This window comes from Roseateles sp. P4_D2 (assembly GCF_056401875.1).
This window is the reverse complement of the sequence record NZ_JBFUIM010000011.1, coordinates 41,444-64,500: the sequence shown is the minus strand read 5'-3', so window position 1 is coordinate 64,500 and position 23,057 is coordinate 41,444. Positions and strand designations below refer to the sequence as shown.

Below are 23,057 nucleotides of genomic sequence, written 5' to 3'. Positions count from 1 at the left end.
CGCCGCGCTTGCGCGAGATCAAGCTCACGCGGGAACGGCCTGCCCAGAATCCGCCGCATGTCCAAAGGCTGGAATCGCGCCCGTCTCGCCACCAAGGTCGGCATCCTCGGAGCCGCCTTGCTGTGCATCGCGCTGGGCTCGATCGGCCTGACGCTGTGGATAGGCTGGCAGCTCGAAGGCGGCGCGGCGGCGGTCAACGAAGCGGGGCGGCTGCGCATGCAGACCTGGCGCCTCGCCCACCAAAGCGTCGGTGCCGGCAGCGATGCCCTGCGCCCGCTCACCCAGGCCTATGACGCCTCCCTGCAGCTGCTGGTGGACGGCGACCCCGCGCGGCCCCTCTTCCTGCCTCGCGATGAGCACACCCTGCAGGCCTGGCGCGGCGTGCGCGAGGGCTGGCAGCAGCTGAAGTCGACCGCGGTCGATGGCCTGCCGGCGCCCACCGGCGCGCAGGCCGAGGCCCAGGTGCAGCGCATCGACGTCCTCGTCGACGCCGTCGAGGCGCGCATGGCAGGCTGGAGCTCGCTGCTGTCCAGCGTGCAGCTGGCGCTCGTCGGCATGGCCATCGCCGCGGCCCTGATCTTCCTGTACGCCTCGCACCTCGTCGTGTTCGCGCCGGTGGACCGGCTGCGCCGCGGCCTGCAGGCGCTGGAGCAGGGCGCGCTTGGCGCCCGCGTGGCCGAGGACTCGCAGGACGAATTCGGCGACCTGGCGCGCGGCTTCAACCGCATGGCGCAGCGCCTTGAGGCCGTCTACCAGGGCATGGCCGATGAAGTGCGTGCCAAGACGGCCGACCTGCGCCTGGAGCAGCAGCGGCTGGCCACGCTGTACGAGGCCACGTCCTTCGCCGCGGGGGCGTCGTCGGTGCGCGACCTGGGCGCGGGTTTTGCCGAGCGCATGCGCCGCGCGGCCGGCGCCGATGCCGTCGCGATGCGCTGGCTGGACCCGAGCCAGCAGCGCATGGTGCTGCTGGCTTCGCAGGGCATGCCGCCCGCGATGGCCGAGGCCGAGCGTTGCGTGGCACCCGGCGCCTGCCATTGCGGCAGCCCCGGGCCTCATGCCAAGGTCATTCCGATCACCCGCGAGAGCGATCACAGGTCGCACTGCGCCAAGGCCGGCTTCGTCGCCGTGACGGCGGTGGCGTTGACGGTGCAGGGCCGCGTGATGGGCGAGGTCGACCTGCTGTTTCGCGACCCGCCCCAGCCCAGCCAGGCGGACCGCGAGTTGCTGGACAGCCTGGCGAGCCATCTGGCCAGCGCCATGGACAGCCTGCGCAGCGAGGCGTTGCAGCGCGAAGCCGCTGTGGCCGAGGAGCGCGGCATGCTGGCCCGCGAGATGCACGATTCCATCGCACAAAGCCTGGCTTTCATGAAGATCCAGCTGCAACTGCTGAAGGACGCGCAGCGGGGCGGCAAGGCCGATGCAGCCGTGCGCCTCATCGACGAGCTGGAGCTGGGCCTGAAGGAATGCACTGCCGACGTGCGGGCGCTGCTGATGCATTTCCGCACCCGCACCGATGGCGACGACCTGCTGCCCGCGCTGCAGCAGACGCTGCAGAAGTTCCGCCTGCAAAGCGGCCTGCAGGCCGAGCTGGAGGTGGACGGCCACGGCGCACCGCTGCCGGCCGACGTGCAGGTGCAGCTGCTGCACGTGGTACAGGAGGCGTTGGCCAATGTGCGCAAGCACGCCCAGGCCAGCCAGGTCCACGTGCGGCTGGCGCACCAGCCGCACTGGCAGATCGACGTGCGCGACGACGGCCGTGGATTCGACATGGCCCTGGACTCGCCCGACGACAGCCACGTCGGGCTGCGCATCATGCGCGAGCGCGCCGCCAAGGTGGGTGCCGCCGTGGCGCTGGAATCCCAACCCGGGCGCGGCACGCTGGTGCGCGTCTCCCTGCCCGAATACGAGACGGCCAATACATCATGAATGCCGAACCCATCCGCGTCCTTGTCGTTGACGACCACACGCTGTTCCGCCGCGGCCTGATCGCGCTGCTGGCCACGCAGTCGCAGTTGCAGGTCGTTGGCGAGGCCGGCGACGCCGGTGCGGCCGAGCGCCTGGCGGCCGAATTGCAACCCCAGGTCATCCTGCTGGACAACCACCTGCCCGGCGTCACCGGCGTGCAGGCCCTGCCGGCGCTGAAGGCGGCCGCGCCGGGTGCCCAGGTGCTGATGCTGACGATGAGCGAGTCGGAGGCCGACCTGGGCGCGGCCCTGCGCGCCGGCGCCTGCGGCTATCTGCTGAAGACGGCGGACAACCACGAGCTGACCCAGGCCATCGAGCGCGCGGTGCGCGGCGTGTCCAGCTTCAGCGCCGAGATGGCCGGCAAGCTGGCCACGGCCTTCCGCCACGAAGCCGAGGCAGCGTCCACCGCCGCCGCCGTGCCGCCCGACCCGCTGGGCACGCTGTCGCCGCGCGAGCGCGAGATCGTCGACCTGATCGCCCGCGGCGATTCCAACAAGCACATCGCGCGCGAGCTCGGCATCGCCGAGACGACGGTGAAGATCCATGTGCAGCACTTGCTGCGCAAGCTGGACCTGGACTCGCGCGTGCAGGCCGCCGTGCTGGTCACGCAGCAACGCACGTAGTTCTTTAGGACGAGGCCGCCCGGGCCGTCGTCCTCCCTGCGGGCGGTGCCCCGCTGCCCCTCTGGTGAATGTGCGGCGCGCAGGCTGCGCGGGACAGTCTCCTCATGTTCACTGAGGAGGAAACCGCATGACTGCGCCCCCTGTCGACCGCAAGGCCTGGTCGGTGCTGATCGTCAGCACCTTGGCCTTCACCGTCTGCTTCATGGTCTGGATGATGTTCGGCGTCATCGGCATCCCCATCAAGAAGCAGCTCGGCCTCAACGCCACCGAATTCGGCCTGCTGACGGCCATGCCGGTGCTGACCGGCTCTCTCGTGCGCGTGCCGCTGGGCATCTGGACGGACCGTTATGGCGGCCGCATCGTGCTCACGCTACTGATGCTCGCCACCGTGCCGGCCATCTGGCTGATGGCCTACGCGACGCAGTACTGGCACTTCCTCGTCATCGGCCTCTTCGTCGGGTTGGCGGGCGGCTCCTTCTCGGTGGGCACGCCGTACGTCGCGCGCTGGTTCCCCAAGAGCCGCCAGGGCATGGCCATGGGCGTCTATGGCGCGGGCAACTCCGGCTCGGCAGTCAACAAGTTCATCGCCCCGGTGCTGCTGGTCGGCTTCGGCTGGGCCATGGTGCCCCAGGTCTATGCGGCCATCATGGCCGGCACCGTCGTGCTGTTCTGGCTGTTCAGCCACAGCAACCCGGCCCACCTCGTCACCAGCAACGTCAGCTTTCGCGAGCAGCTGAAGGCGCTGAAGGACCCGCGTGTGCTGAAGTACTGCCAGTACTACAGCATCGTCTTCGGCGGCTATGTGGCGCTGGCGCTGTGGATGGTGCAGTACTACGTCGGCGAGTTCAGCCTGGATATCCGCGTGGCCGCGCTGCTGGCGGCCTGCTTCAGCCTGCCCGGCGGCGTGCTGCGCGCCGTCGGCGGCCTGCTGTCGGACAAGTACGGCGCCCACAAGGTCACCTGGTGGGTGCTGTGGGTGAGCTGGATCTGCCTGTTCCTGCTGAGCTACCCGCAGACCGACTTCACCATCGTGACGCTGGCCGGCGCCAAGACCTTCCACATCGGCCTGAACGTCTACACCTTCACCGCGCTGCTGGCCGTGCTGGGCGTGGCCTGGGCCTTTGGCAAGGCCTCGGTCTTCAAGTACATCAGCGACGACTACCCCGGCAACATCGGCGCGATCAGCGGCATCGTCGGCCTGGCCGGCGGCTTGGGCGGCTTCGTGCTGCCCATCCTGTTCGGCGCGCTGCTGGACCTGACCGGCATCCGCTCCAGCGCCTTCATGTTGATGTACGGCGTCGTCTGGATCTCGCTGATCTGGATGTACTGGACCGAGGTGCGCCGCACCGAAGTCATGGGCCGCAACGCGCCCGAATTCCACCTCGCCGGCTGAGCGCCGAAAGGACCCGCATCATGAGCAAGAACGACATCGCGGACTGGCGCCCCGAGGACGACGCCTTCTGGGAAAGCACCGGCAAGCGCATCGCCTACCGCAACCTGTGGATCTCCATCCCGGCCCTGCTGTGCGGCTTCGCCGTCTGGGGCATGTGGGGCATCATCGCCGTGCAGATGCTCAACCTGGGCTTCCCCTTCACCCAGGCCGAGCTCTTCACGCTGACGGCCATCGCCGGCATTTCGGGCGCGACGATGCGCATCCCGGCCTCTTTCCTGATCCGCATGGCCGGCGGGCGCAACACCATCTTCCTCACCACGGCCATGCTGCTGGCGCCGGCCATCGGCACCGGTGTCGCGTTGCAGCACAAGGACTGGCCGCTGTGGGCCTTCCAGCTGATGGCGCTGTGGTCGGGCGTGGGCGGCGGCAATTTCGCCAGCTCGATGTCCAACATCAACACCTTCTTCCCCAAGCGCCTGCAGGGCACGGCGCTGGGCCTGAACGCGGGCCTCGGGAACTTCGGCGTGACGACGATGCAGGTCGTCATCCCGCTGGTGATGACGGTCAGCTTTTTCGGTCTGAGCGGCGACCCGATGACGCTGGTGAAGGCCAGCGGCTGGATCTTCGGCAAGATCCCGGCCGGCACGCAGACCTGGATCCAGAACGCCGGCTTCGCCTGGGTGCTGTCGCTGGTGCCGCTGGCCGCGCTGTGCTGGTTCGGCATGAACAACCTGAAGACGGTGACGCCCAACGCCGGTCATCCGGTGGTCGCCTTCCTGAAGATCACCTACCTGTACTCGCTGGCCTTCGTGCCGTCCATCGGCATGCTCTACCTCTACCTGCCGGCGCCCACCGGCCTGGGGCTGTTGAACATGTGGGTGGCCATCCCGCTGGACATCGTCGCGGCGCTGCTCGTCATGCGCCTGGCTGCCTTCGGCGCGATGAAGGAGAACGTGGCCAAGCAGTTCGCCATCTTCCGCAACAAGCACACCTGGAGCCTGACGGCGCTGTACGTCGTCACCTTCGGCAGCTTCATCGGCTTCTCCATGGCTCTGCCACTGGCGATCACGGTGATCTTCGGCTTCCAGCACATCCCTGATGCGGCCGGCGTGCTCACCCACACGCTGAAGAACCCGAACGCCCCGTCTGCGCTGACCTACGCCTGGATCGGACCCTTCGTCGGCGCCGCGGTGCGGCCCGTCGGCGGCTGGATCTCTGACAAGGTCGGCGGCTCCATCGTCACGCAGGTCATCTCTGCGGTCATGGTGTTCGCGTCCGCCGCGGTCGGCTATGTGATGCAGCAGGCCTACGGCTCAGCCACGCCGGAGCAGTTCTTCCCGGCCTTCATGGGCCTGATGGTGCTGCTGTTCGCGGCCAGCGGCGTCGGCAACGGCTCGACCTTCCGCTCGGTGGGCGTCATCTTCGACCGAACCCAGGCCGGCCCCGTGCTCGGCTGGACGTCGGCCGTCGCGGCCTATGGCGCCTTCGTCGCGCCGGTGCTGATCGGCGAGCAAATCAAGGCCGGCACGCCGCAGTTCGCCTTCTACGGCTTCGCGGCCTTCTACGCCGTCTGCCTGGTGTTGAACTGGTGGTTCTATCTGCGCCGTGGCGCGGAGATCAAGAACCCCTGAGGCGAGCCAAAGGCCGCTCATAAAGGCCCGGAGGCATCGCCTTCGGGCCTTCTTGCTTTTCAGGCCTGGCGCGCGCGCCTCGTCCGAAAGAACGATGCCTTCACTTGCCCGCCTCCTCCTTCCGCGCCGGTCCTACCCGACCTGCGGTGGATGGGCAGATGGGCCCCCGCCGCGGAGCATGACCATCGTGCCAAAGACCCTCTCACTTCCACTGCGCTGGAATCCGGAAGACCCGGATTTCTGGGCCGGCCATGGCCGGGCGGTGGCGCTGCGCAACCTGTGGATCGCCGTTCCCGCGCTGGCGCTGTCGTTCGCGGTGTGGATGCTGTGGTCGGTGCTCGTCGTGCACCTGCCGGCGGCGGGTTTTCGCTACAGCACCAACCAGCTGTTCTGGCTGAGCGCGCTGCCGGCTCTGTGCGGCGCCACTTTGCGCATCTTCTACGGCTTCGCGGTGCGCTGGGTCGGCGGGCGACGCTGGACGGCCTTGTCCACGGCCAGCCTGTTGCTGCCCGCCGGCGGTATCGCGCTGGCGGTGCAGGACCCCGCCACGCCCTATGAATGGATGGTGGTGTTGGCCCTGCTGTGCGGCCTGGGCGGCGCCAACTTCGCTAGCGGCATGGCCCACATCAGCGCCTGCTTTCCGGCGCGCGAGCAGGGCAGGGCGCTGGGCCTGGGCGCCGGCTTCGCCCACCTGGGCGTGGGCCTCGTGCAATGGGCTGTGCCGGTGGTCATTACGCTGGACCTCTTCGGCCTGCCCGCTCAATCGGGCGGGCTGTGGCTGGCCAATGCCGGCCTGGTGTGGCTGCCGCTGATCGCGCTTGCCAGCATGGCGGCCTGGTTCGGCATGGACGACCTGCCCTCGGCCGGTGTTGGCATGGCCGAGCAGGCCCAGCTCTTCACGCACCGCCACAGCTGGCTGATGAGCTGGCTCTACCTGGGCAGCTTCGGCAGCTTCATCGGCTTCGCGGCGGCCGGCCCGCTGCTGTTGCGCAGCCAGTTCCCCGGCTTTGAGGGCGCGCAGCACCTGGTGTGGCTGGGCCCCTTGCTCGGCGCGCTGGCGCGGCCGCTGGGCGGCTGGGTGGCCGACAACTTTGGCGGCGCGCGCATCAGCCTGGCCTGCTTCGGCGGGCTGGCGCTGGGCGTCGTCGGTGTGCTGGCCAGCCTCGGCATGGAAGGCGGCGCTTGGCTGTTCGGCGCCAGCTTCCTGCTGCTCTTTGTCGCCGCCGGTATCGCCAACGGCAGCACCTTCCGCATGGTGCCGCTGGGCTTCGTGTGCGAGGCGCAGAAGAGCCAGCGCCCCTTGCCCGAAGCGCAGGCCCAGGGCGCCGCGGCACTCGGCCTGTGCTCAGCCGTCGGTGCCTACGGCGGCTTCTTCATTCCCAAGAGTTTTGGCAGCGCGATCACGCTGGCCGGCGGCCCCGAGGCCGCGCTCTATTGCTTCCTGGCGTTCTACCTGAGCTGCATGGCCATCTGCTGGTGGTTCTACGGCCGTCGCCACGCCCCCCTGTCCTGCTAACGGAGAAATCAATGTCCCATTTCCTGGATCGACTGACCGCCTTCCAGCTGCCCAAGGAGGTCTTCGCCGGTGGCCACGGCGTGAGCACCGGCGAGGACCGCACCTGGGAGGACGCCTACCGCAACCGCTGGGCGCACGACAAGATCGTGCGCAGCACGCACGGCGTGAACTGCACCGGCTCCTGCTCATGGAAGATCTACGTCAAGGGCGGCATCGTCACCTGGGAGACCCAGCAGACCGACTACCCGCGCACCCGCCCCGAGCTGCCCAACCACGAGCCGCGCGGCTGCGCGCGGGGCGCGAGCTACAGCTGGTATCTCTACAGCGCCAACCGCGTGAAGTACCCGATGGTGCGCGGCCGCCTGCTCAAGCGCTGGCGCGAGGCGCTGGCGGTCTCGAAGAGCCCGGTCGATGCCTGGGCGCTGATCCAGAGCGACGAGAGCGCCCGGCGTGACTACCAGCAGCTGCGCGGCATGGGCGGCTTCGTGCGCTCCACCTGGGACGAGGTCAACGAGCTGATCGCCGCGGCCAACGTCTACACGATCAAGCAGCACGGCGCGGACCGCGTCATCGGCTTCTCGCCCATCCCGGCGATGTCCATGGTCAGCTACGCGGCCGGCAGCCGCTACCTGAGCCTGATCGGCGGCGTCTGCATGAGCTTTTACGACTGGTACTGCGACCTGCCACCGGCCAGCCCGCAGGTCTGGGGCGAGCAGACGGACGTGCCCGAATCGGCCGATTGGTACAACAGCAACTACATCATTGCCTGGGGCAGCAACGTGCCGCAGACGCGCACGCCGGACGCCCACTTCTTCACCGAGGTGCGCTACAAGGGCGCCAAGACGGTGGCGGTGACGCCCGACTACTCCGAGGTCGCCAAGCTGGCCGACCTGTGGCTGCACCCCAAGCAGGGCACCGACGCGGCGCTTGCCATGGCCATGGGCCACGTCGCGCTCAACGAGTTCTATTTCAAGGAGCGCAGCCCCTATTTCGACGACTACGCGCGTCGCTACACCGACCTGCCGCTGCTCGTGCTGCTGGAGGAGCAGACCCTGCCCGACGGCCGCAAGACCCGCGTGCCCGGGCGCTACCTGCGCGCCAGCGACCTGGCCGGCCAGATGGGCCAGAGCAACAACCCCGAGTGGAAGACGCTGGCCTATGACGCCACCGGCCGCCTGGTGCTGCCCCATGGCTCCATCGGTTTCCGTTGGGGTGCCGAGGGCCGCGACGACACCGGCAAGTGGAACCTGGAGGCCAGGGAGGCCGAGGGCGGCGGTGACGTCAAGCTCAAGCTCTCCCTCGTGGAAGACGGCGCGCAGGCGCACGAGCTCGTCGATGTCGCCTTCCCCTATTTCGCCGGCAGCGCCAGCGAGCACTTCACGCCCAACCCGCAGCAGGACGGCGTCAGCCACTGCGCCCGCGTGCCGGCCACCACGCTGAAGACGCAGGACGGCGAGGTGCTTGTCGCCACCGTCTTCGACCTGCAGGCCGCGCAGTACGGCATCGACCGCGGCTTCGGCTCGGGTGCCAGGAGCTACGACGACAACGCCCCCTACACGCCCGCCTGGCAGGAAGCCATCACCGGGGTGCCGCGCGCGCAGGTCATCCGCGTGGGGCGCGAGTTCGCCGAGAACGCGCACAAGACCAAGGGCAAGTCGATGATCATCATCGGCGCCGCGATGAACCACTGGTACCACTGCGACATGAACTACCGCGGTGTCATCAACCTATTGATGATGTGCGGCTGCATCGGCCAGAGCGGTGGTGGCTGGGCGCATTACGTGGGTCAGGAGAAGTTGCGCCCGCAGACCGGCTGGGTGCCGCTGGCCTTCGCCACCGACTGGGTGCGCCCGCCGCGCCAGATGAACAGCACCAGCTTCTTCTACGCCCACAGCGACCAGTGGCGCTACGAGAAGCTGGACGTGGACGAAGTCCTGTCGCCACTGGCGACAGACGCCCAGCGTGCCGAGTTCGCCGGCAGCCTGATCGACTGCAATGTGCGCGCCGAGCGCATGGGCTGGCTGCCCAGCGCGCCGCAGCTCAAGACCAACCCGATGCAGGTGGTGAAGGATGCCGCTGCCGCCGGCATGGAGCCCAAGGACTACGTCGTGCGCGGCCTGCGCGACGGCTCGCTGCAGATGAGCTGCGAAGACCCCGACGCGCCGCAGAACTGGCCGCGCAACATGTTCGTCTGGCGCTCCAACCTGCTGGGCTCCAGCGGCAAGGGCCACGAGTATTTCTGCAAGCACCTGCTCGGCACCGAGAACGGCGTGCAGGGCAAGGACCTCGGCGTGGACGACGCCAAGCCCAACGAAGTGCGCTGGCATGCCCAAGCGCCGCAGGGCAAGCTGGACCTGCTCGTGACGCTGGACTTCCGCATGAGCACGACCTGCCTGTACAGCGACATCGTGCTGCCCACCGCCAGCTGGTACGAGAAGAACGACCTCAACACCAGCGACATGCACCCCTTCATCCACCCGCTGTCAGCGGCCGTGGACCCGGTCTGGCAGTCGCGCAGTGACTGGGAGATCTACAAGGGTTTCGCCAAAGCCTTCAGCAAGGTCTGCATCGGCCACCTGGGCGTGGAGAAGGAAGTCGTCCTGTCGCCGCTGATGCACGACACGCCGGCCGAGCTCGCCCAGCCCTTCGGCGTGAAGGACTGGAAGAAGGGCGAGTGCGACCTCATCCCCGGCAAGACGGCGCCCACCATCGCCGTCGTCGAGCGCGACTACCCGGCCACGTTTGAGCGCTTCACGGCGCTGGGCCCGCTGATGGAGAAGCTGGGCAACGGCGGCAAGGGCATCGGCTGGGACACCAAGACGGAGGTGGCCCAGCTCGCCGAGCTCAACGGCGTGAACGCCGAAGGCCGCGCCCGCATCGTCAGCGACATCGACGCCTGCGAGGTCATCCTGCAACTCGCGCCCGAGACCAACGGCCATGTCGCCGTGAAGGCCTGGGAAGCCCAGGGCCGGGCCACCGGCCGCGAGCACGTGCACCTGGCCCTGCACCGCGAGGACGAGAAGATCCGCTACCGCGACATCCAGGCGCAGCCGCGCAAGATCATCAGCTCACCGACCTGGAGCGGGCTGGAGAGCGAGAAGGTCTCCTACAACGCCGGCTACACCAACGTGCATGAACTGATTCCATGGCGCACGCTGACCGGCCGCCAGCAGTTCTACCAGGACCACGCCTGGATGCGCGCCTTCGGCGAGGGCTTCAGCAGCTACCGCCCGCCGGTGGACCTGAAGACGACGGCCGGCATCCAGAACATCAAGCCCAACGGCAACCGCGAGATCGTGCTGAACTTCATCACGCCGCACCAGAAGTGGGGCATCCACAGCACCTACAGCGACAACCTGCTGATGCTGACGCTCAACCGCGGCGGTCCCGTCATCTGGCTCAGCGAGGACGACGCGAAAAGCGCCGGCATCGAAGACAACGACTGGGTGGAGCTGTTCAACATCAACGGCGCCATCGCGGCCCGTGCGGTGGTCAGCCAGCGCGTGAACCCCGGCATGACGCTGATGTACCACGCGCAGGAAAAGATCATCAACACGCCCGGCAGCGAGATCACCGGCGTGCGTGGGGGCATCCACAACTCGGTGACGCGCATCGTCACCAAGCCCACCCACATGATCGGTGGCTACGCCCAGTACAGCTACGGCTTCAACTACTACGGAACCATCGGCACCAACCGCGACGAGTTCGTCGTGGTGCGCAAGATGAAAAAGGTGGACTGGCTCGACACCCCGCGTGACGACCACCTCGCCGCGGCCTACCAGGCCCAAGGCGAAAACCCCTGAGAACCCGAGGAGCAAGCAAATGAAGATTCGCGCACAGATCGGCATGGTCCTGAACCTGGACAAGTGCATCGGCTGCCACACCTGCTCGGTGACCTGCAAGAACGTCTGGACCAGCCGCCCCGGCGTCGAGTACGCCTGGTTCAACAACGTGGAGACCAAGCCCGGCATCGGCTATCCCAAGGAATGGGAGAACCAGGACAAGTGGAACGGCGGCTGGATCCGCAAGCCCGACGGCAAGCTGGAACCGCGCCAGGGGGGCAAGTGGAAGCTCCTGATGAAGATCTTCGCCAACCCCAACCTGCCGGAGATCGACGACTACTACGAGCCCTTCACCTTCGACTACGACCACCTGCAGTCGGCCCCCGAGATGAAGCATGCGCCCACGGCCCGCCCGCGCAGCCTCATCACCGGCCAACGCATGGAGAAGATCGAGTGGGGCCCGAACTGGGAGGAGATCCTCGGCGGCGAATTCAGCAAACGCAGCAAGGACAAGAACTTCGACGACATCCAGAAGGACATCTACGGCCAGTTCGAGAACACCTTCATGATGTACCTGCCGCGGCTGTGCGAGCACTGCCTGAACCCGGCGTGCGTGGCGAGCTGCCCGTCGGGCTCGATCTACAAGCGCGAGGAAGACGGCATCGTGCTGATCGACCAGGACAAGTGCCGCGGCTGGCGCATGTGCGTGTCGGGCTGCCCGTACAAGAAGATCTACTACAACTGGAAGAGCGGCAAGGCCGAGAAGTGCATCTTCTGCTACCCGCGCATCGAAGCGGGCCAGCCCACGGTCTGCTCCGAGACCTGCGTCGGCCGCATCCGGTATCTCGGCGTGCTGCTGTACGACGCCGACCGCATTCTTGAGGCCGCCGCCACGCCCAACGACAAGGACCTCTACCAGGCCCAGCTCGACCTCTTCCTGGACCCCTTCGACCCCGCCGTCATCAAGCAGGCGCGGGCTGACGGCATCCCGGAGAACTGGCTGGAAGCGGCGCGCAACAGCCCCGTCTACAAGATGGCCGTGGACTGGAAGGTGGCGCTGCCGCTGCACCCCGAGTACCGCACGCTGCCCATGGTCTGGTACGTGCCGCCGCTGTCGCCCATCAGCGCGGCGGCCAACGCCGGCCAGCTGGGCGAGGTGGGCGAGCTGCCCGACGTGAAGCAGTTGCGCATCCCCGTGCAGTACCTCGCCAACCTGCTGACCGCGGGCGACACCGTGCCCGTCGTCGGCGCGCTGGAGCGCATGCTGGCCATGCGCGCCTACCAGCGCGGCGTGCACGTGGACGGCGTGAAGAACCTGGCCGTGCTCGATCAGGCCGGCCTCTCCGAAGCCCAGGTGCAGGACATGTACCGCGTGATGGCCATCGCCAACTACGAGGACCGCTTCGTCATCCCGACGACGCACCGCGAGTACGCCGAGAACGCCTTCAACGTGCGCGGCGGCTGCGGCTTCAGCTTCGGCAACGGCTGCTCCGAGGGCGTGACGGAAACGAGCCTCTTCGGCTCGGAGAAGAAGCGAACCATCCCCATCAAGGCAACGATCTGAGGGCCGCCATGTTCACCAAACCCACCCACGCCCCCTACAGCCTGCGCGTGCTCGCCGCGCTGCTGCGCTACCCGGATGCGGCCTTGCGTGCCGCCGTGCCCGAGCTGCAGCAGGCCCTGCGCGCCGAGGCCGCGCTGCCGGCGGCTCGCATCGACGAGCTGTGCGCGCTGCTGCAGCATCTTCATCGCGACGACCCCTTCGCCGTGGAAGCCGATTTCGTCGACCTCTTCGACCGCGGCCGCGGCACGGCCCTGCACCTGTTCGAGCACATCCACGGCGACTCGCGCGAGCGTGGCCCGGCCATGGTCGACCTGCAGCAGACCTACGAGCGTGCGGGCCTGTACCTCGCGCCCGGCGAGCTGCCCGACCACCTGGCCGTGGTGCTGGAGTACGCGAGCACGCAGCCGGCCCGCGAGGCACACGACTTCCTCGCCGAGATCGCTCACATCACGCGGTCCATCTTCAGCGCGTTGAAGCGTCGCCAGAGCCCCTATGCCAGCGTGCTGGCCGCCGCGCTGGAGTTGGCGGGCGAGCGCGCCGAGCGCGTCGAGATTCCGCCCGAGCCCGAGCTCGACGAAGACTGGGCCGAGCCCGAGGCCTTCGGCGGCTGCTCGTCGGCCGGCCAGTCGCGGCCCGAGCAGCCGCAGCCCATCCACATCGTGCGCAAGCCCAGTGCGCATCAACCGGGAGCCCAGGCATGAACGCCGTCCACAACTTCCTGTTCGTCGTCTACCCCTACATCTGCCTGGCCGTCTTCCTGATGGGCAGCCTGGCCCGCTTCGACCGTGATCAGTACACCTGGAAGAGCGACAGCTCGCAGCTGCTGCGCAGCCGGGGCATGAAATGGGGCAGCAACCTCTTCCACGCCGGCATCCTGTTTCTGTTCGTTGGCCACACGGTAGGCATGCTGACGCCTCATGCCGTCTACGAGCACTTCATCAGCCCGGCAACTAAGCAGATGCTGGCCATCGTCGCTGGCGGCGTGGCCGGCACGTTCTGCTTCATCGGCCTGTCGATGCTGATCTGGCGCCGCATGACCGACCCGCGCATCCGCCTCACCAGCCACCGCACCGACCTGGCCATCCTGTGGATCCTGTGGGTGCAGCTCAGCTTGGGCCTCATCACGCTGCCGTTCTCGCTGGCGCACGCCGACGGCACGGTCATGCTGGTGCTGAGCGACTGGGCGCAGCGCATCGTCACCTTCAACCCCGACGCGAGCGGCCTCGTGGCCCTGGCCTGGCCCTACAAGGTCCACATGGTGCTGGGCATGACGATCTTCCTGCTGTTCCCGTTCAGCCGCCTCGTGCATGTGTGGAGCGGGCTGGCGTCGGTCTTCTACGTCCTGCGTCCCTACCAGGTCGTGCGCTCGCGCCGCCTGAACCTGCCGAAGTGAGGTCCGCCATGGCTCATGTGAACCACATCGAAATCGCCGCCGTCGAAGAGGCGCTGGACGAGGCCGCGCTGCGCCAGCGCGCCTGCACCGAGCTGCTGCGCCAGCGCGCCATCGAGCTGGGCCTGCTCGCAGCCGACGACCCCGCGCCGCGCGAGGGAGCGCTGAGCGAGGCGGCCAGCCAGGCCATCGAGGCGCTGATTGCCCGGGAGCTGGCCGGCCCCGAGCCGGACGAGACGGCCTGCCTGCGCCACTACGAGGCCAACGCCAGGCACTACGCGCAGGGCGAGCGCGTGCAGGTGCGGCACATCCTGTTCGCCGTCACGCCCGGCGTGGACGTGAGCCTGCTGCGCCAGCGCGCGGAAGGGCATCTGATCCAGCTGCGTGCCAGCGACGTGGCCGCTTTTGACGAAGCGGCGAAGATGCTGTCCAACTGCCCGAGTGGCGCCGAGGGCGGGCGGCTGGGCTGGCTGACGGCGAACGACTGCGCGCCCGAGTTCGCCAAGGAGCTGTTCGGCCGCAGCGAGATCGGCGTGTTGCCGCAGCTGCTGCACAGCCGCTTCGGACTGCACATCGCCGCCATCGACGCACGCGAGCCGGGGCGGCTGCCGGCCTTCGAGCAGGTGCGCGAGGCCGTGGCCCAGCGCATGCGCCAGCTGCATCAGATCAGCGCGCTGCGCCAGTACCTGCAGACACTGGCCGCGGACGCGCGACTGGAAGGTGTCGAGCTTCAGCAAGCGAGTTCACCGTTGGTGCAGTGATGCCCGACGAGCTGCTCGAACGCCTGCGCCGCTTCCAGACGGACGCCTTCCCTCAGCAGCGCTCGCTGTTCCGGCATCTCGTCGACGATGGCCAGCATCCGCTGACGCTGTTCATCGGCTGCTCGGATTCGCGCCTCGTGCCCTATCTGCTGACCGGCGCCGGCCCGGGCGAGCTTTTCCTGGTGCGCAACGTCGGCGCCTTCGTGCCGCCGTACGACCAGAGCCAGGGCTTCCACGGCACGGCGGCGGCCATCGAGTACGCGGTGCTGAACCTGCAGGTGCACCGCATCATCGTCTGCGGACACAGCCATTGCGGCGCCATCCGGGCGCTGTACGGCGAGGTGGCGCCGGCCGCGCAGAACCTCGCCCGCTGGCTGGACCTGGGCCGCGAGGCCGCGTTGCCGGTGGCCGAGCCCGGCCCCGAGGTGATGCGCCGCACCGAGCAGCGCGCCATCGTGCTGCAGCTGGAGCGGCTGATGGACTACCCGATGGTGCGCGAGCGCGTCGAGGCGCGGTCGCTGACGCTGCACGGCTGGCACTACGTCATCGAGGACGGCGAGGTGCACGTGTTCGACGTGGCCGTTGGCGCCTTCGTGCCCGCCTCGCGCGCCGACAATGCCGGCACCGGGCCCTACCTGCTGAGCAGCGAGGAAGACGGGATGGACGCCAGCGGCGTCCCCATCGTTTAGCCGATAAACACGGTCTCGCCAGTCGGGTTGAACGACAGCAGCCCGCCGAACTCACCGGTCTCCACGCGCTTGGTCAACAGCTCCAGCATGCGCTGGATCTCGCTGGTGGTCGTGCGGCCGGCCAGGGCAGCGGTGAACATCAGTTGCCAGGCCGGCCCGGCGTGGCGCGCCTCGGCGGCCAGGGTCGCGAAGTCCTGCAGCTCGGCCGGGTCCTTGTCCACGCACATCAGCGGGCGCAGCACGCCGCCCTCGCCGGCGGCATGGGCGGCCCGCTGCTCGGGCGTCGCGTCGGGTTCGCACTCGGCCGTGGTGAAAACCATCAGCAGCCGTTGCGGCTCGGGCTGGGCACGGGCCATGGCCAGCAGGTCGTTGAAATGCTCGATGTTCATGGTCGACACCGTAACGCGCTGCCGCCGCGGCGTGCGCGGCGGGCGGACGAGGCGGCCATCGCCCAAAAGGAGTAGGTCGCCAGTGCCCTAGTCCTGCCACGGCCGGATGGGCCGGGCCGGGGCCGCTGCCCAGAATGCCGGCATGGACGCAAGGACAGCCCCTTTGCTTTGGATGCCCCGTGTGATCGCCTCGCTGGCACCGCTGGACGGCACGCTGCACGACCGCCGCCAGCGCCCCTGGCGCGACCTGCGCATTTCGCTGACCGACCGCTGCAATTTCCGCTGCAGCTACTGCATGCCGCGCAGCCGCTTCGGCCCCGGCCATCGCTTCTTGCCACAGGCGCAGCTGCTGAATTTCGAGGAGATCGTGCAGGTCGCCCGCGAGGCTCTGGCCCTGGGCGTGCGCACGCTGCGCCTGACCGGCGGCGAGCCGCTGCTGCGCCGCGACCTGGCCGGGCTTGTCCGCCAGTTGGCCGAGCTGCGCACGCTGGATGGCACGCCGCCCGACCTGGCACTGACGACCAACGGCAGCCTGCTGGCCGGCCAGGCCGCTGCGCTGCGCGACGCCGGCCTGAACCGCCTCACAGTGAGCCTCGATGCGCTGGATGACGCCGTCTTCCAGCGCATGAACGACGTCGGCTTCCCCGTGGCCGAGGTGCTGCGCGGGCTGGAGGCGGCGCAGCGCGCGGGCTTCGAGCGCATCAAGGTCAACATGGTGGTGCGCCGTGGCGTCAACGACGGCGAAGCGCTGCCGCTGGCCGGGCACTTCCGCGAGCACTTTGGCTCGAGCGTGGTGCTGCGCTTCATCGAGTTCATGGACGCCGGTTGCCACAACGGCTGGAAGATGGACGAGGTGCTGCCCAGCGACGAACTGCGTGCGCGCATCGCCGCGCGCTGGCCGCTGCTGCCGCTGCCCGCCACCCGTGGCGGCGAGACGGCGCAGCGCTGGCGCTACGCCGACGGCGCGGGCGAGATCGGCTTCATCAGCAGCGTCAGCCATGCCTTCTGCGGCGACTGCACGCGCGCCCGGCTGACGGCGGACGGCCGCCTCTTCACCTGCCTGTTCGCACCCCAGGGCCACGATCTGCGCCCGCTGCTGCGCGCTTCCCAGGGCGGCGAGACGGAGCTGCGGGAGCACCTGGCCGGCATCTGGGCGCAGCGCGGCGACGCCTACTCCGAGCAGCGCGACAAGCAGCGCCTGCTACAGCCCGAGCGTGCGGACATGCATGTGCTGGGCGGTTGACGAATCCACCTGACCTTGCACCAGATCAAAGTGGTGCGGGGCGCTTGCGCCCAGCATCGCCCCTTCCGCCTTTCATCCGCCCACGCCATGACCACTCCTTCGCTTCTCGACCGCATGGCCATGGCCAGCCTGAAACCCCTGCTGATCCGCGGCCGGCAGTTGCTGCCCATCGTGCAGGGCGGCATGGGCGTGGGCATCTCGGCCCATCGGCTGGCCGGCAGCGTCGCCGCGCAGGGCGCCTGGGGCACCATCGCCTCGGTGGATCTGCGCCGCCACCACCCTGACCTGATGGCGCGCAGCGAAGGCATGCGCGACAGCGACGAAAACAAGAAGACCGTCATCCAGCAGGCCAACCAGGAGGCACTGGCGCGCGAGATCCGCCTGGCCCGCGGGATTGCCGGCGGGCGTGGCCTGCTGGCCGTCAACGTGATGCGCGCGGTGAGCGACTACGCGGCCTCGGTGCGCACGGCGCTGCAGGAGGGCGTGGACGCGCTGGTGGTGGGCGCCGGCCTGCCGCTGGACCTGCCCGAGCTGGCCCAGGACCACCCCAATACGGCCCTCGTGCCCATCCTCAGCGACGCGCGCGGCGTGGCGCTGCTGTGGCGCAAATGGGAGCGGCGCCAGCGCATCCCCAGCGCCATCATCATCGAGCACCCGGGCCATGCCGCCGGCCACCTGGGCGCGGCGCGCGTGGCCGACCTGGGCGACGTGCGCTTCGACTTCGAGACCGTGCTGCCTGCGGTGCGCCAGCTGATCCGCGACGCTGGCGTGGAGGGCCAGGTGCCGCTGATCGCCGCCGGCGGCGTGCGCTGCTGCGAGGACATCCAGCGCCTGCAATCCCTGGGCGCCGACGCGGCCCAGCTCGGCACGGCCTTCGTCGCCACCGAGGAGTGCGACGCCCACCCCAACTTCAAGCAGGTGCTGGTGGAAGCGCGTGACGAGGACCTGGTCGAGTTCACCAGCGTGGCCGGCCTGCCCGCCCGCGCGGTGATGACGCCGTGGCTTCGCAAATACCTGAAGGCCGAGGAAAGGCTGCAGGCCGTGGCCCAGCTCAAGCAGCGCTGCACGATGGCCTTCGACTGCCTGAGCCAGTGCGGCCTGCGCGACGGCCTCAAGGGCTGGGGCCAGTTCTGCATTGACCAGCGCCTGGGGTCGGCATTGCGGGGCGAGGTCAACAAGGGCCTGTTCTTCCGCGGCCGCGGCGGGCTGCCCTTCGGCAGCCAGATCACCAGCGTGCGGCAGTTGCTGGAGCGCCTGCTGACGCCCGGCATCGCCGTTGGAACTCCTGTGTGATGCCGGCGTCCTGGCTTGACCGTGGTCACGGGGAGCTCCTATCCTCGCGCCCCATCCCGCCGGAGGCCCTGCGGCCTTGACGCCCCGAAGGAGCGCTCCCCATGTCCACGCCGCCCGACCAGTTGCCCAAGCGAGGAGGCGCCCGGACCGCCGTGCGCGAGGTGCTGGAGTCGGTCGACGCCAAACCCACGAAGAACGACCCGGTGGCCACGGCCAAGGGCAAGTACGACGCCGCCAAGCTCAAGCTCGAGCAGGGCGATCTGGCCAAGGTGCCCGGTGCGGCACCGCCCGGCGTTGAGTCGGCGCATGCCGCCGTGCAGAGCGCCCGCAATGGCCTGGTGGCTGACCCCAAGACCCTGCAGGACTTCGTGCTGGCTGCCAAGGCCCTGGACGTGCTGGGCAGGAAGGTGGCTGACTACCTCAAGGTCGAGACCAAGGCCCTGCAGCAGCTGAAAAAGAAATACGACGACAACAAGGCGGAGATCGACAAGGCGCTCAAGGCCCTGCCGGCCACGGCACCGAGCGGATTGACGGCCGCATTCGATGCGGTCACTCAGGCCAAGGCCAAGCTGCCCGCCGACCCCAAGACCATCACGGCCTATGTCGACGCCATCAAGGCCTTGCCGGCATTCAAGACCGCCGTGGCCGACTGCGCCAGGGCGGTGGCGCGCAAGGCCAATGTCGACAGCGGCACCGCAAAGTTCGGCTCGACGGGCACCGAGCTGAAGCAGCTCAAGGGCTCGGCCAAGCTCAACGACGAGCAAAAGCGCATCCTCGACCAGGCGCTGAAGAACCAGCTCGGCAAGACCGACAAGCCGATGTCGGACAGCGAGCTGAAGAAGTTGGCCCAGACCGTGGTCGACAAGACCAACCAGCTCGCCGAAACGCCGCTGGAGAAAGTGCCCAAGGGCAGCAAGACCATCAAGAAGGGGCTCAAGGGGATCAACGAGAAGCTGGCCCAGTCGCCCACGCTCAAGACCAATATCGTCAAGCTGCAGCAGGACAAATGGGTCATCAAGCTCAACGAGCCGGGCGGGGGCAGCTACTGCGACAAGGTCAACAAGACCATCGCCATCGACCCCAGCGACCCGCTCGACGAGGCCCTGGGTGGGCTGGCGCACGAGACCGGCCACGCGCTGTTCACGCCGCCGCCCAAGCCCACGCTGAACAGCGTGGCGGACGGGCTGGAATATGTGCGCAAGGCCACCGAGGTGGACTTCATCGACGAAGGCGAAGCCCAGCTCGTGGCCTGCCGGGCCGCCAAGGAACATGCGGCCGAGGGCGTGGTGAGCGAGGTGCCGGCCGACGCCTCCGGCAAGTTCATGGCGATCTACGACAAGCTGGAAAAAGGCGACATCGACGAGGCCACGGCGCGCCAGGAGATGGCCAAGGAGTTTGGCGACCTCATCACCAGCACGACCCATGAAGACTACAAGACCTACTATGGCCGCGGCCATATCGACACCTGGAACAGTGCCCATGCGTCCGAGCCGGCCAAGCAGCTCGACTACGCTGACTTGAGCGGCGTGACCCTCTTCCCCTGATCTTTGAAGCCCGCACCCCTTTCGGAGCGCCAGCCCATGAGCGACCTGACCCTCTTCGCAATGATTGACCAGTTGGTGGCCGAGCCAGCGCTGGATCCCGCCAAGGTCTCAAGCCTCCTCGGCGTCACCCTGGTGCGGGACCCGGATGCCGACACAGCCGCCATTGAGGCCTGGGCGCCGGCTGCAGGCAAGGGCGGGGCGTATGAAGCGATCGACCTGCGCATGCCCGACGCCGACATTGGCGACGGCGCCGTCTTCCTCAGTGCAACGCTGCGCGAGGATGGCGGCATCGACGGGACCGCCATCGGCACGCACTACGGGCTCGACTTCAAGACCGAGATCCCGTCGCCGCGCTTTCGCCCCGGCAGCGTGCCGGTCTATCTGGTGTACGAGCGGGAGTGGGGCACGCTGTCCTTTGGCGTTACGGCGGACGCGCAGCGCCGGCTGGTTCGCTTCGTGGTGTCGACGCGCCGCCGTTGACGGTCAGGGCTGGCGCGCCGCCACCTGCTTGCGGATCGCGTTGACCATGTTTGCATCCGCGCCGGCCAGCATGGAGGTGCGCGCCGTGATGCGGCCTTCGCCGTCGAGCAGGATGAGCTCGGCGCTGTGATTGAACTCTCCGTCGGGCAGGGCGCGGTACTGGAACTTCAGCAGCGCGGCGATCTTGCGCACCGTGGCCGGGTCGGTGCGGGCCAGCGTCCATTGCGAGGCGTCCAGCCCACGCTCCTTGGCCATGGCTTCCAGCCTGGCCGGCGTGTCGCGCGCCGGGTCGAAGCTGATCAGCAGCACCTTCACGCGCCGGCGCTCGGCCTCGGTCAGCGCCGCCTCGGTGTCGCGCGCCGCGTCGATCAGCATCGGGCAGACGAACTGGCAGGAGGTGTAGAACATGCTGACCAGCACCGGCTGGCCGCGTCCGCCATCCAGGCGGATCACCTGGCCCTGTTGGTTGGTCAGCCTGGCATCCAGCTGGTAGACCGAATCGCCGGGCAGGGCGGCCATGGCCGCGCCGGCCAGCGACAGCCAGGCCCAGATCAGAAATCGTTTCATGGCTTTACCTCGCGAGCACATCGAAAGCCCAGGCTGCCGGTGCTGTCGGCCGCGCTGAGAGAAGAGAGCAGCGCCACGCGCATCAGCACGGCGTAGTTCTGGCGGTCCTGCAGGTCGATGGCACCGGCGCCACAGAACTTCAGCCGGTCCGGGTCACCGGCGCTGCGGCTGTCGGCGTTGACGAGCAGGGCGTTGAAGTCATCCACCCATTCCCAGGCCACGCCGTGCAGGTCGCGCACGCCGTAGACGTTCGCCGAGCCCCCTACTGCTGGCAGCGCGCGGTTGGCCGGGCGGGCATACCAGCCCAGGATGCGCGCCAGCCAGGCCGGGTCGCCGCGCGCGTCGGTGCGCGTGGCGTCGGCCGCGGCGGCGTATTCCCATTCGTACCAGGTCGGCAGTCGGCCGCCCTCGGACTCGCAATAGGCCTGGGCGGCGAACCAGCTGACCTCGGTGACGGGGGTGTCCTCACCGCCGGCCTCGGCGCTGACTTCGGCCCAATGGCGCAGATAGCCGGCACCGGCGAAGGCCTCAGGCGCGCGGCTGGCCTGCCATTCGGTGTGGGTGGACAGAAAGCGGCCGAACTCGCTACGCGTGACGGGCGTCTCGCGCATCTGGAAGGCCGCGACGCGCGTCGGCTCGCGGTCGGTGTCGCGGGCCAGCACGCTGTTGAGCGTGCCGGCCGGCAGGGCCACATAGGCCGCGCCGGCCAAGCCCAGCAACGCGCTGGCCAGGGCCATCAGTGTGCTGCCTGGTTGGTGGTGGCGGGCTTGGCGGCACGCTGCTTCTTGACCTCGTCGGCCGAGACGCTGCCGCCCACATTGCCCCAGCTGTTCAGCACATAGGTCAGGATGTTGGCGACCTCGTCGTCGTTGAGCTGGTTCATCGGCGGCATGACCGAGTCGTAGTCCTTGCCGTTGACCTTGACCTTGCCCGACAGGCCGTGCAGCACGACACCGACGGCCCGCTTGGCGTCCTGTCCCAGCCAGTCGGATTTGGCCAGCGGCGGGAACACGCCCGGCAGCCCGGCGCCGTTGGCCTGGTGGCAGACCGAGCAGGTGCCGGCGAACAGCGCCTGGCCGGCGGCGATCTGGTCCTTGGCCGTCAAGGTGCCGCCCGCGGCGGCCGCGGTGGCGGCGGTCACGGCGCCGAGGTTGGGCGCGGCGCGGTCACCCAGGTAGACCGAGTCGACCTCCTTGCCGGAATAGATGCTCTTGTCCTCGGGGCCGTCGATCTTCAGGATGGCCAGCGCGCCCTTGTTGAAGGCGCGGAAGATGGAGTGGTCGACCATCACATAGCTGCCCGGCACCTTGGCCTTGAAGTCGACGATGGCCGCGCCGCCGGCGGGGATCAGCGTCGTCTGCACGTTTTTCTGCGCCAGCGTGCCGCCCTCGAAGCGCACGTTGTCGAAGATGGCGCCGATGACGTGGAAGCTCGACACCAGGTTGGGGCCGCCGTTGCCGACGAACAGGCGCACGCTCTCGCCCACCTTGGCCTTGATCGCCTTGTCACCGGTCAGCGCGCCCTCGGCGCCGTTGAACAGCACATAGGTCGGCTGCTCGGCGATGGCCTTTTCCATGTCGAAGGGCTGCTGGCCCTTCTCGCGGTATTTGCCGGTCGTGTAGAAGTCGCCCTGCATGACGTAGAACTCATGGTCCACCTTGGGCAGGCCTTGGGGCGGCTCGACGAGGATGAGGCCGTACATGCCGTTGGCCACGTGCATGCCCACCGGCGCGGTGGCGCAGTGGTAGACGTAGATGCCTTCGTTGAGGGCCTTGAAGGTGAACTGTGATTCATGGCCCGGCGCCGTGAAGCTGGAGGCCGCGCCGCCGCCGGGGCCGGTGACGCCGTGCAGGTCGATGTTGTGGGGCATCTTGCTGCTCGGGTGGTTCTTCAGGTGGAACTCCACCGTGTCGCCCTGGCGCACGCGGATGAAGCTGCCCGGCACGGTGCCGCCAAAGGTCCAGAAGGTGTAGCTGACGCCCTCCGAGATGGGCATGTCTCTCTCGACGACCTCCAGCTCGACGATCACCTTGGCCGGCGACTTGCGCCCGGTCGGTGGCGGCACGAAGGGCGGGCTGGTCAGCTGAGCCTGTACGACTGGCAGAGCGGGTGCGCCCTGAGCCAGCGTGGACGTGGTGATCGCGGCGAGCAGAAGCAGGCGCAGCAGCATGGCGGGTCTCCGTTGTGGTTCGGGCCATGCTAGGCAGCACAGGTAGATGCGGCCTTG

The 23,057-nt window shown here is 68.6% G+C and carries 19 protein-coding genes; 15 read left to right on the top strand and 4 right to left on the bottom strand.

All coding sequences use genetic code 11. The annotated features are described in order from the left end of the window. The first annotated feature begins 57 nt into the window (after positions 1 to 57). From AC1DW0_RS19750 to AC1DW0_RS19700, 11 genes are all read left to right on the top strand, one after another. Positions 58 to 1,926, top strand: a complete 1,869-nt coding sequence (locus tag AC1DW0_RS19750; protein ID WP_477947525.1) for a type IV pili methyl-accepting chemotaxis transducer N-terminal domain-containing protein — start codon at positions 58 to 60, stop codon at positions 1,924 to 1,926. Continuing rightward, entirely contained in the window at positions 1,923 to 2,588 is a 666-nt protein-coding gene (locus AC1DW0_RS19745) for a response regulator (RefSeq protein ID WP_056197891.1), read from the top strand. The genes AC1DW0_RS19750 and AC1DW0_RS19745 overlap by 4 nt, the downstream gene beginning before the upstream one ends. 127 nt (positions 2,589 to 2,715) lie before the next feature. Continuing rightward, the gene (locus AC1DW0_RS19740) at positions 2,716 to 3,981 is read left to right on the top strand and encodes an MFS transporter (protein WP_056197889.1); all 1,266 of its coding nucleotides are present in this window, start codon (positions 2,716 to 2,718) and stop codon (positions 3,979 to 3,981) included. A gap of 20 nt (positions 3,982 to 4,001) precedes the next feature. Beyond that, positions 4,002 to 5,612, top strand: a complete 1,611-nt coding sequence (locus AC1DW0_RS19735) for an MFS transporter (protein WP_056197887.1) — start codon at positions 4,002 to 4,004, stop codon at positions 5,610 to 5,612. Between the two features lie 178 nt (positions 5,613 to 5,790). Further along, complete coding sequence (locus AC1DW0_RS19730; protein WP_477947521.1) at positions 5,791 to 7,128, top strand: MFS transporter; 1,338 nt, start codon at positions 5,791 to 5,793, stop codon at positions 7,126 to 7,128. 11 nt (positions 7,129 to 7,139) lie between these two features. After that, complete coding sequence (locus AC1DW0_RS19725; RefSeq protein ID WP_477947519.1) at positions 7,140 to 10,931, top strand: nitrate reductase subunit alpha; 3,792 nt, start codon at positions 7,140 to 7,142, stop codon at positions 10,929 to 10,931. 19 nt (positions 10,932 to 10,950) lie between these two features. Continuing rightward, positions 10,951 to 12,474 carry a nitrate reductase subunit beta gene (gene narH / locus AC1DW0_RS19720; RefSeq protein ID WP_056197881.1) on the top strand — a complete coding sequence of 508 codons (1,524 nt, stop codon included), beginning with the start codon at positions 10,951 to 10,953 and terminating at the stop codon, positions 12,472 to 12,474. Positions 12,475 to 12,482: 8 nt separating this feature from the next. After that, positions 12,483 to 13,175, top strand: coding sequence for a nitrate reductase molybdenum cofactor assembly chaperone (narJ, locus tag AC1DW0_RS19715; protein WP_056197879.1), 693 nt, complete (start codon positions 12,483 to 12,485; stop codon positions 13,173 to 13,175). Then, the gene (narI, locus tag AC1DW0_RS19710; protein ID WP_477947516.1) at positions 13,172 to 13,867 is read left to right on the top strand and encodes a respiratory nitrate reductase subunit gamma; all 696 of its coding nucleotides are present in this window, start codon (positions 13,172 to 13,174) and stop codon (positions 13,865 to 13,867) included. Before narJ ends, narI begins: the two co-directional genes overlap by 4 nt. 8 nt (positions 13,868 to 13,875) lie before the next feature. Beyond that, complete coding sequence (locus AC1DW0_RS19705; protein WP_082532687.1) at positions 13,876 to 14,625, top strand: peptidylprolyl isomerase; 750 nt, start codon at positions 13,876 to 13,878, stop codon at positions 14,623 to 14,625. Further along, a complete protein-coding gene (locus AC1DW0_RS19700) occupies positions 14,625 to 15,314 on the top strand; it encodes a carbonic anhydrase (protein ID WP_056197873.1) in 690 nt (229 codons plus the stop codon). Before AC1DW0_RS19705 ends, AC1DW0_RS19700 begins: the two co-directional genes overlap by 1 nt. On the opposite strand, the gene AC1DW0_RS19695 is transcribed toward AC1DW0_RS19700, so the two are convergent. Then, positions 15,311 to 15,703: a hypothetical protein gene (locus tag AC1DW0_RS19695; RefSeq protein WP_056197871.1), complete on the bottom strand. Its 393-nt coding sequence runs from the start codon at positions 15,701 to 15,703 to the stop codon at positions 15,311 to 15,313. The genes AC1DW0_RS19700 and AC1DW0_RS19695 overlap by 4 nt on opposite strands. A 172-nt stretch (positions 15,704 to 15,875) precedes the next feature. Here AC1DW0_RS19695 and moaA point away from each other — a divergent pair, with 172 nt between their 5' ends. The 4 genes from moaA (at position 15,876) to AC1DW0_RS19675 (ending at position 20,263) form a co-directional block, all read left to right on the top strand. After that, positions 15,876 to 16,946, top strand: coding sequence for a GTP 3',8-cyclase MoaA (gene moaA, locus AC1DW0_RS19690; protein ID WP_477947514.1), 1,071 nt, complete (start codon positions 15,876 to 15,878; stop codon positions 16,944 to 16,946). A gap of 87 nt (positions 16,947 to 17,033) precedes the next feature. Next, positions 17,034 to 18,239 carry an NAD(P)H-dependent flavin oxidoreductase gene (locus tag AC1DW0_RS19685; protein ID WP_477947512.1) on the top strand — a complete coding sequence of 402 codons (1,206 nt, stop codon included), beginning with the start codon at positions 17,034 to 17,036 and terminating at the stop codon, positions 18,237 to 18,239. A gap of 101 nt (positions 18,240 to 18,340) precedes the next feature. Then, positions 18,341 to 19,783, top strand: coding sequence for a hypothetical protein (locus AC1DW0_RS19680; protein WP_477947510.1), 1,443 nt, complete (start codon positions 18,341 to 18,343; stop codon positions 19,781 to 19,783). 36 nt (positions 19,784 to 19,819) lie between these two features. Further along, entirely contained in the window at positions 19,820 to 20,263 is a 444-nt protein-coding gene (locus AC1DW0_RS19675; protein WP_457349872.1) for a hypothetical protein, read from the top strand. Between the two features lie 3 nt (positions 20,264 to 20,266). Here the strand turns inward: AC1DW0_RS19675 and AC1DW0_RS19670 are convergent, their stop codons facing one another. The 3 genes from AC1DW0_RS19670 to nirK are packed head-to-tail and all read right to left on the bottom strand — an operon-like array spanning position 20,267 to position 23,000. After that, the gene (locus AC1DW0_RS19670) at positions 20,267 to 20,830 is read right to left on the bottom strand and encodes an SCO family protein (protein WP_477947507.1); all 564 of its coding nucleotides are present in this window, start codon (positions 20,828 to 20,830) and stop codon (positions 20,267 to 20,269) included. After that, positions 20,827 to 21,567 carry a formylglycine-generating enzyme family protein gene (locus AC1DW0_RS19665; protein ID WP_477947505.1) on the bottom strand — a complete coding sequence of 247 codons (741 nt, stop codon included), beginning with the start codon at positions 21,565 to 21,567 and terminating at the stop codon, positions 20,827 to 20,829. Before AC1DW0_RS19665 ends, AC1DW0_RS19670 begins: the two co-directional genes overlap by 4 nt. After that, positions 21,567 to 23,000 (bottom strand): copper-containing nitrite reductase, encoded by a 1,434-nt coding sequence (gene nirK, locus AC1DW0_RS19660; RefSeq protein WP_477947503.1) that lies wholly within the window; start codon positions 22,998 to 23,000, stop codon positions 21,567 to 21,569. The genes AC1DW0_RS19665 and nirK overlap by 1 nt, the downstream gene beginning before the upstream one ends. Positions 23,001 to 23,057: the final 57 nt, after the last annotated feature.

Coding starts and splice junctions, on each gene's coding strand:
- AC1DW0_RS19750 (WP_477947525.1), top strand. CDS start 58: ATGTCCAAAGGCTGGAATCGCGCCCGTCTCGCCACCAAGGTCGGCATC.
- AC1DW0_RS19745 (WP_056197891.1), top strand. CDS start 1,923: ATGAATGCCGAACCCATCCGCGTCCTTGTCGTTGACGACCACACGCTG.
- narH (WP_056197881.1), top strand. CDS start 10,951: ATGAAGATTCGCGCACAGATCGGCATGGTCCTGAACCTGGACAAGTGC.
- narJ (WP_056197879.1), top strand. CDS start 12,483: ATGTTCACCAAACCCACCCACGCCCCCTACAGCCTGCGCGTGCTCGCC.
- AC1DW0_RS19725 (WP_477947519.1), top strand. CDS start 7,140: ATGTCCCATTTCCTGGATCGACTGACCGCCTTCCAGCTGCCCAAGGAG.
- AC1DW0_RS19680 (WP_477947510.1), top strand. CDS start 18,341: ATGTCCACGCCGCCCGACCAGTTGCCCAAGCGAGGAGGCGCCCGGACC.
- nirK (WP_477947503.1), bottom strand. CDS start 23,000: ATGCTGCTGCGCCTGCTTCTGCTCGCCGCGATCACCACGTCCACGCTG.
- AC1DW0_RS19695 (WP_056197871.1), bottom strand. CDS start 15,703: ATGAACATCGAGCATTTCAACGACCTGCTGGCCATGGCCCGTGCCCAG.
- AC1DW0_RS19730 (WP_477947521.1), top strand. CDS start 5,791: ATGACCATCGTGCCAAAGACCCTCTCACTTCCACTGCGCTGGAATCCG.
- moaA (WP_477947514.1), top strand. CDS start 15,876: ATGCCCCGTGTGATCGCCTCGCTGGCACCGCTGGACGGCACGCTGCAC.
- AC1DW0_RS19700 (WP_056197873.1), top strand. CDS start 14,625: ATGCCCGACGAGCTGCTCGAACGCCTGCGCCGCTTCCAGACGGACGCC.
- AC1DW0_RS19665 (WP_477947505.1), bottom strand. CDS start 21,567: ATGGCCCTGGCCAGCGCGTTGCTGGGCTTGGCCGGCGCGGCCTATGTG.
- AC1DW0_RS19675 (WP_457349872.1), top strand. CDS start 19,820: ATGAGCGACCTGACCCTCTTCGCAATGATTGACCAGTTGGTGGCCGAG.
- AC1DW0_RS19705 (WP_082532687.1), top strand. CDS start 13,876: ATGGCTCATGTGAACCACATCGAAATCGCCGCCGTCGAAGAGGCGCTG.
- AC1DW0_RS19685 (WP_477947512.1), top strand. CDS start 17,034: ATGACCACTCCTTCGCTTCTCGACCGCATGGCCATGGCCAGCCTGAAA.
- AC1DW0_RS19740 (WP_056197889.1), top strand. CDS start 2,716: ATGACTGCGCCCCCTGTCGACCGCAAGGCCTGGTCGGTGCTGATCGTC.
- AC1DW0_RS19670 (WP_477947507.1), bottom strand. CDS start 20,830: ATGAAACGATTTCTGATCTGGGCCTGGCTGTCGCTGGCCGGCGCGGCC.
- AC1DW0_RS19735 (WP_056197887.1), top strand. CDS start 4,002: ATGAGCAAGAACGACATCGCGGACTGGCGCCCCGAGGACGACGCCTTC.
- narI (WP_477947516.1), top strand. CDS start 13,172: ATGAACGCCGTCCACAACTTCCTGTTCGTCGTCTACCCCTACATCTGC.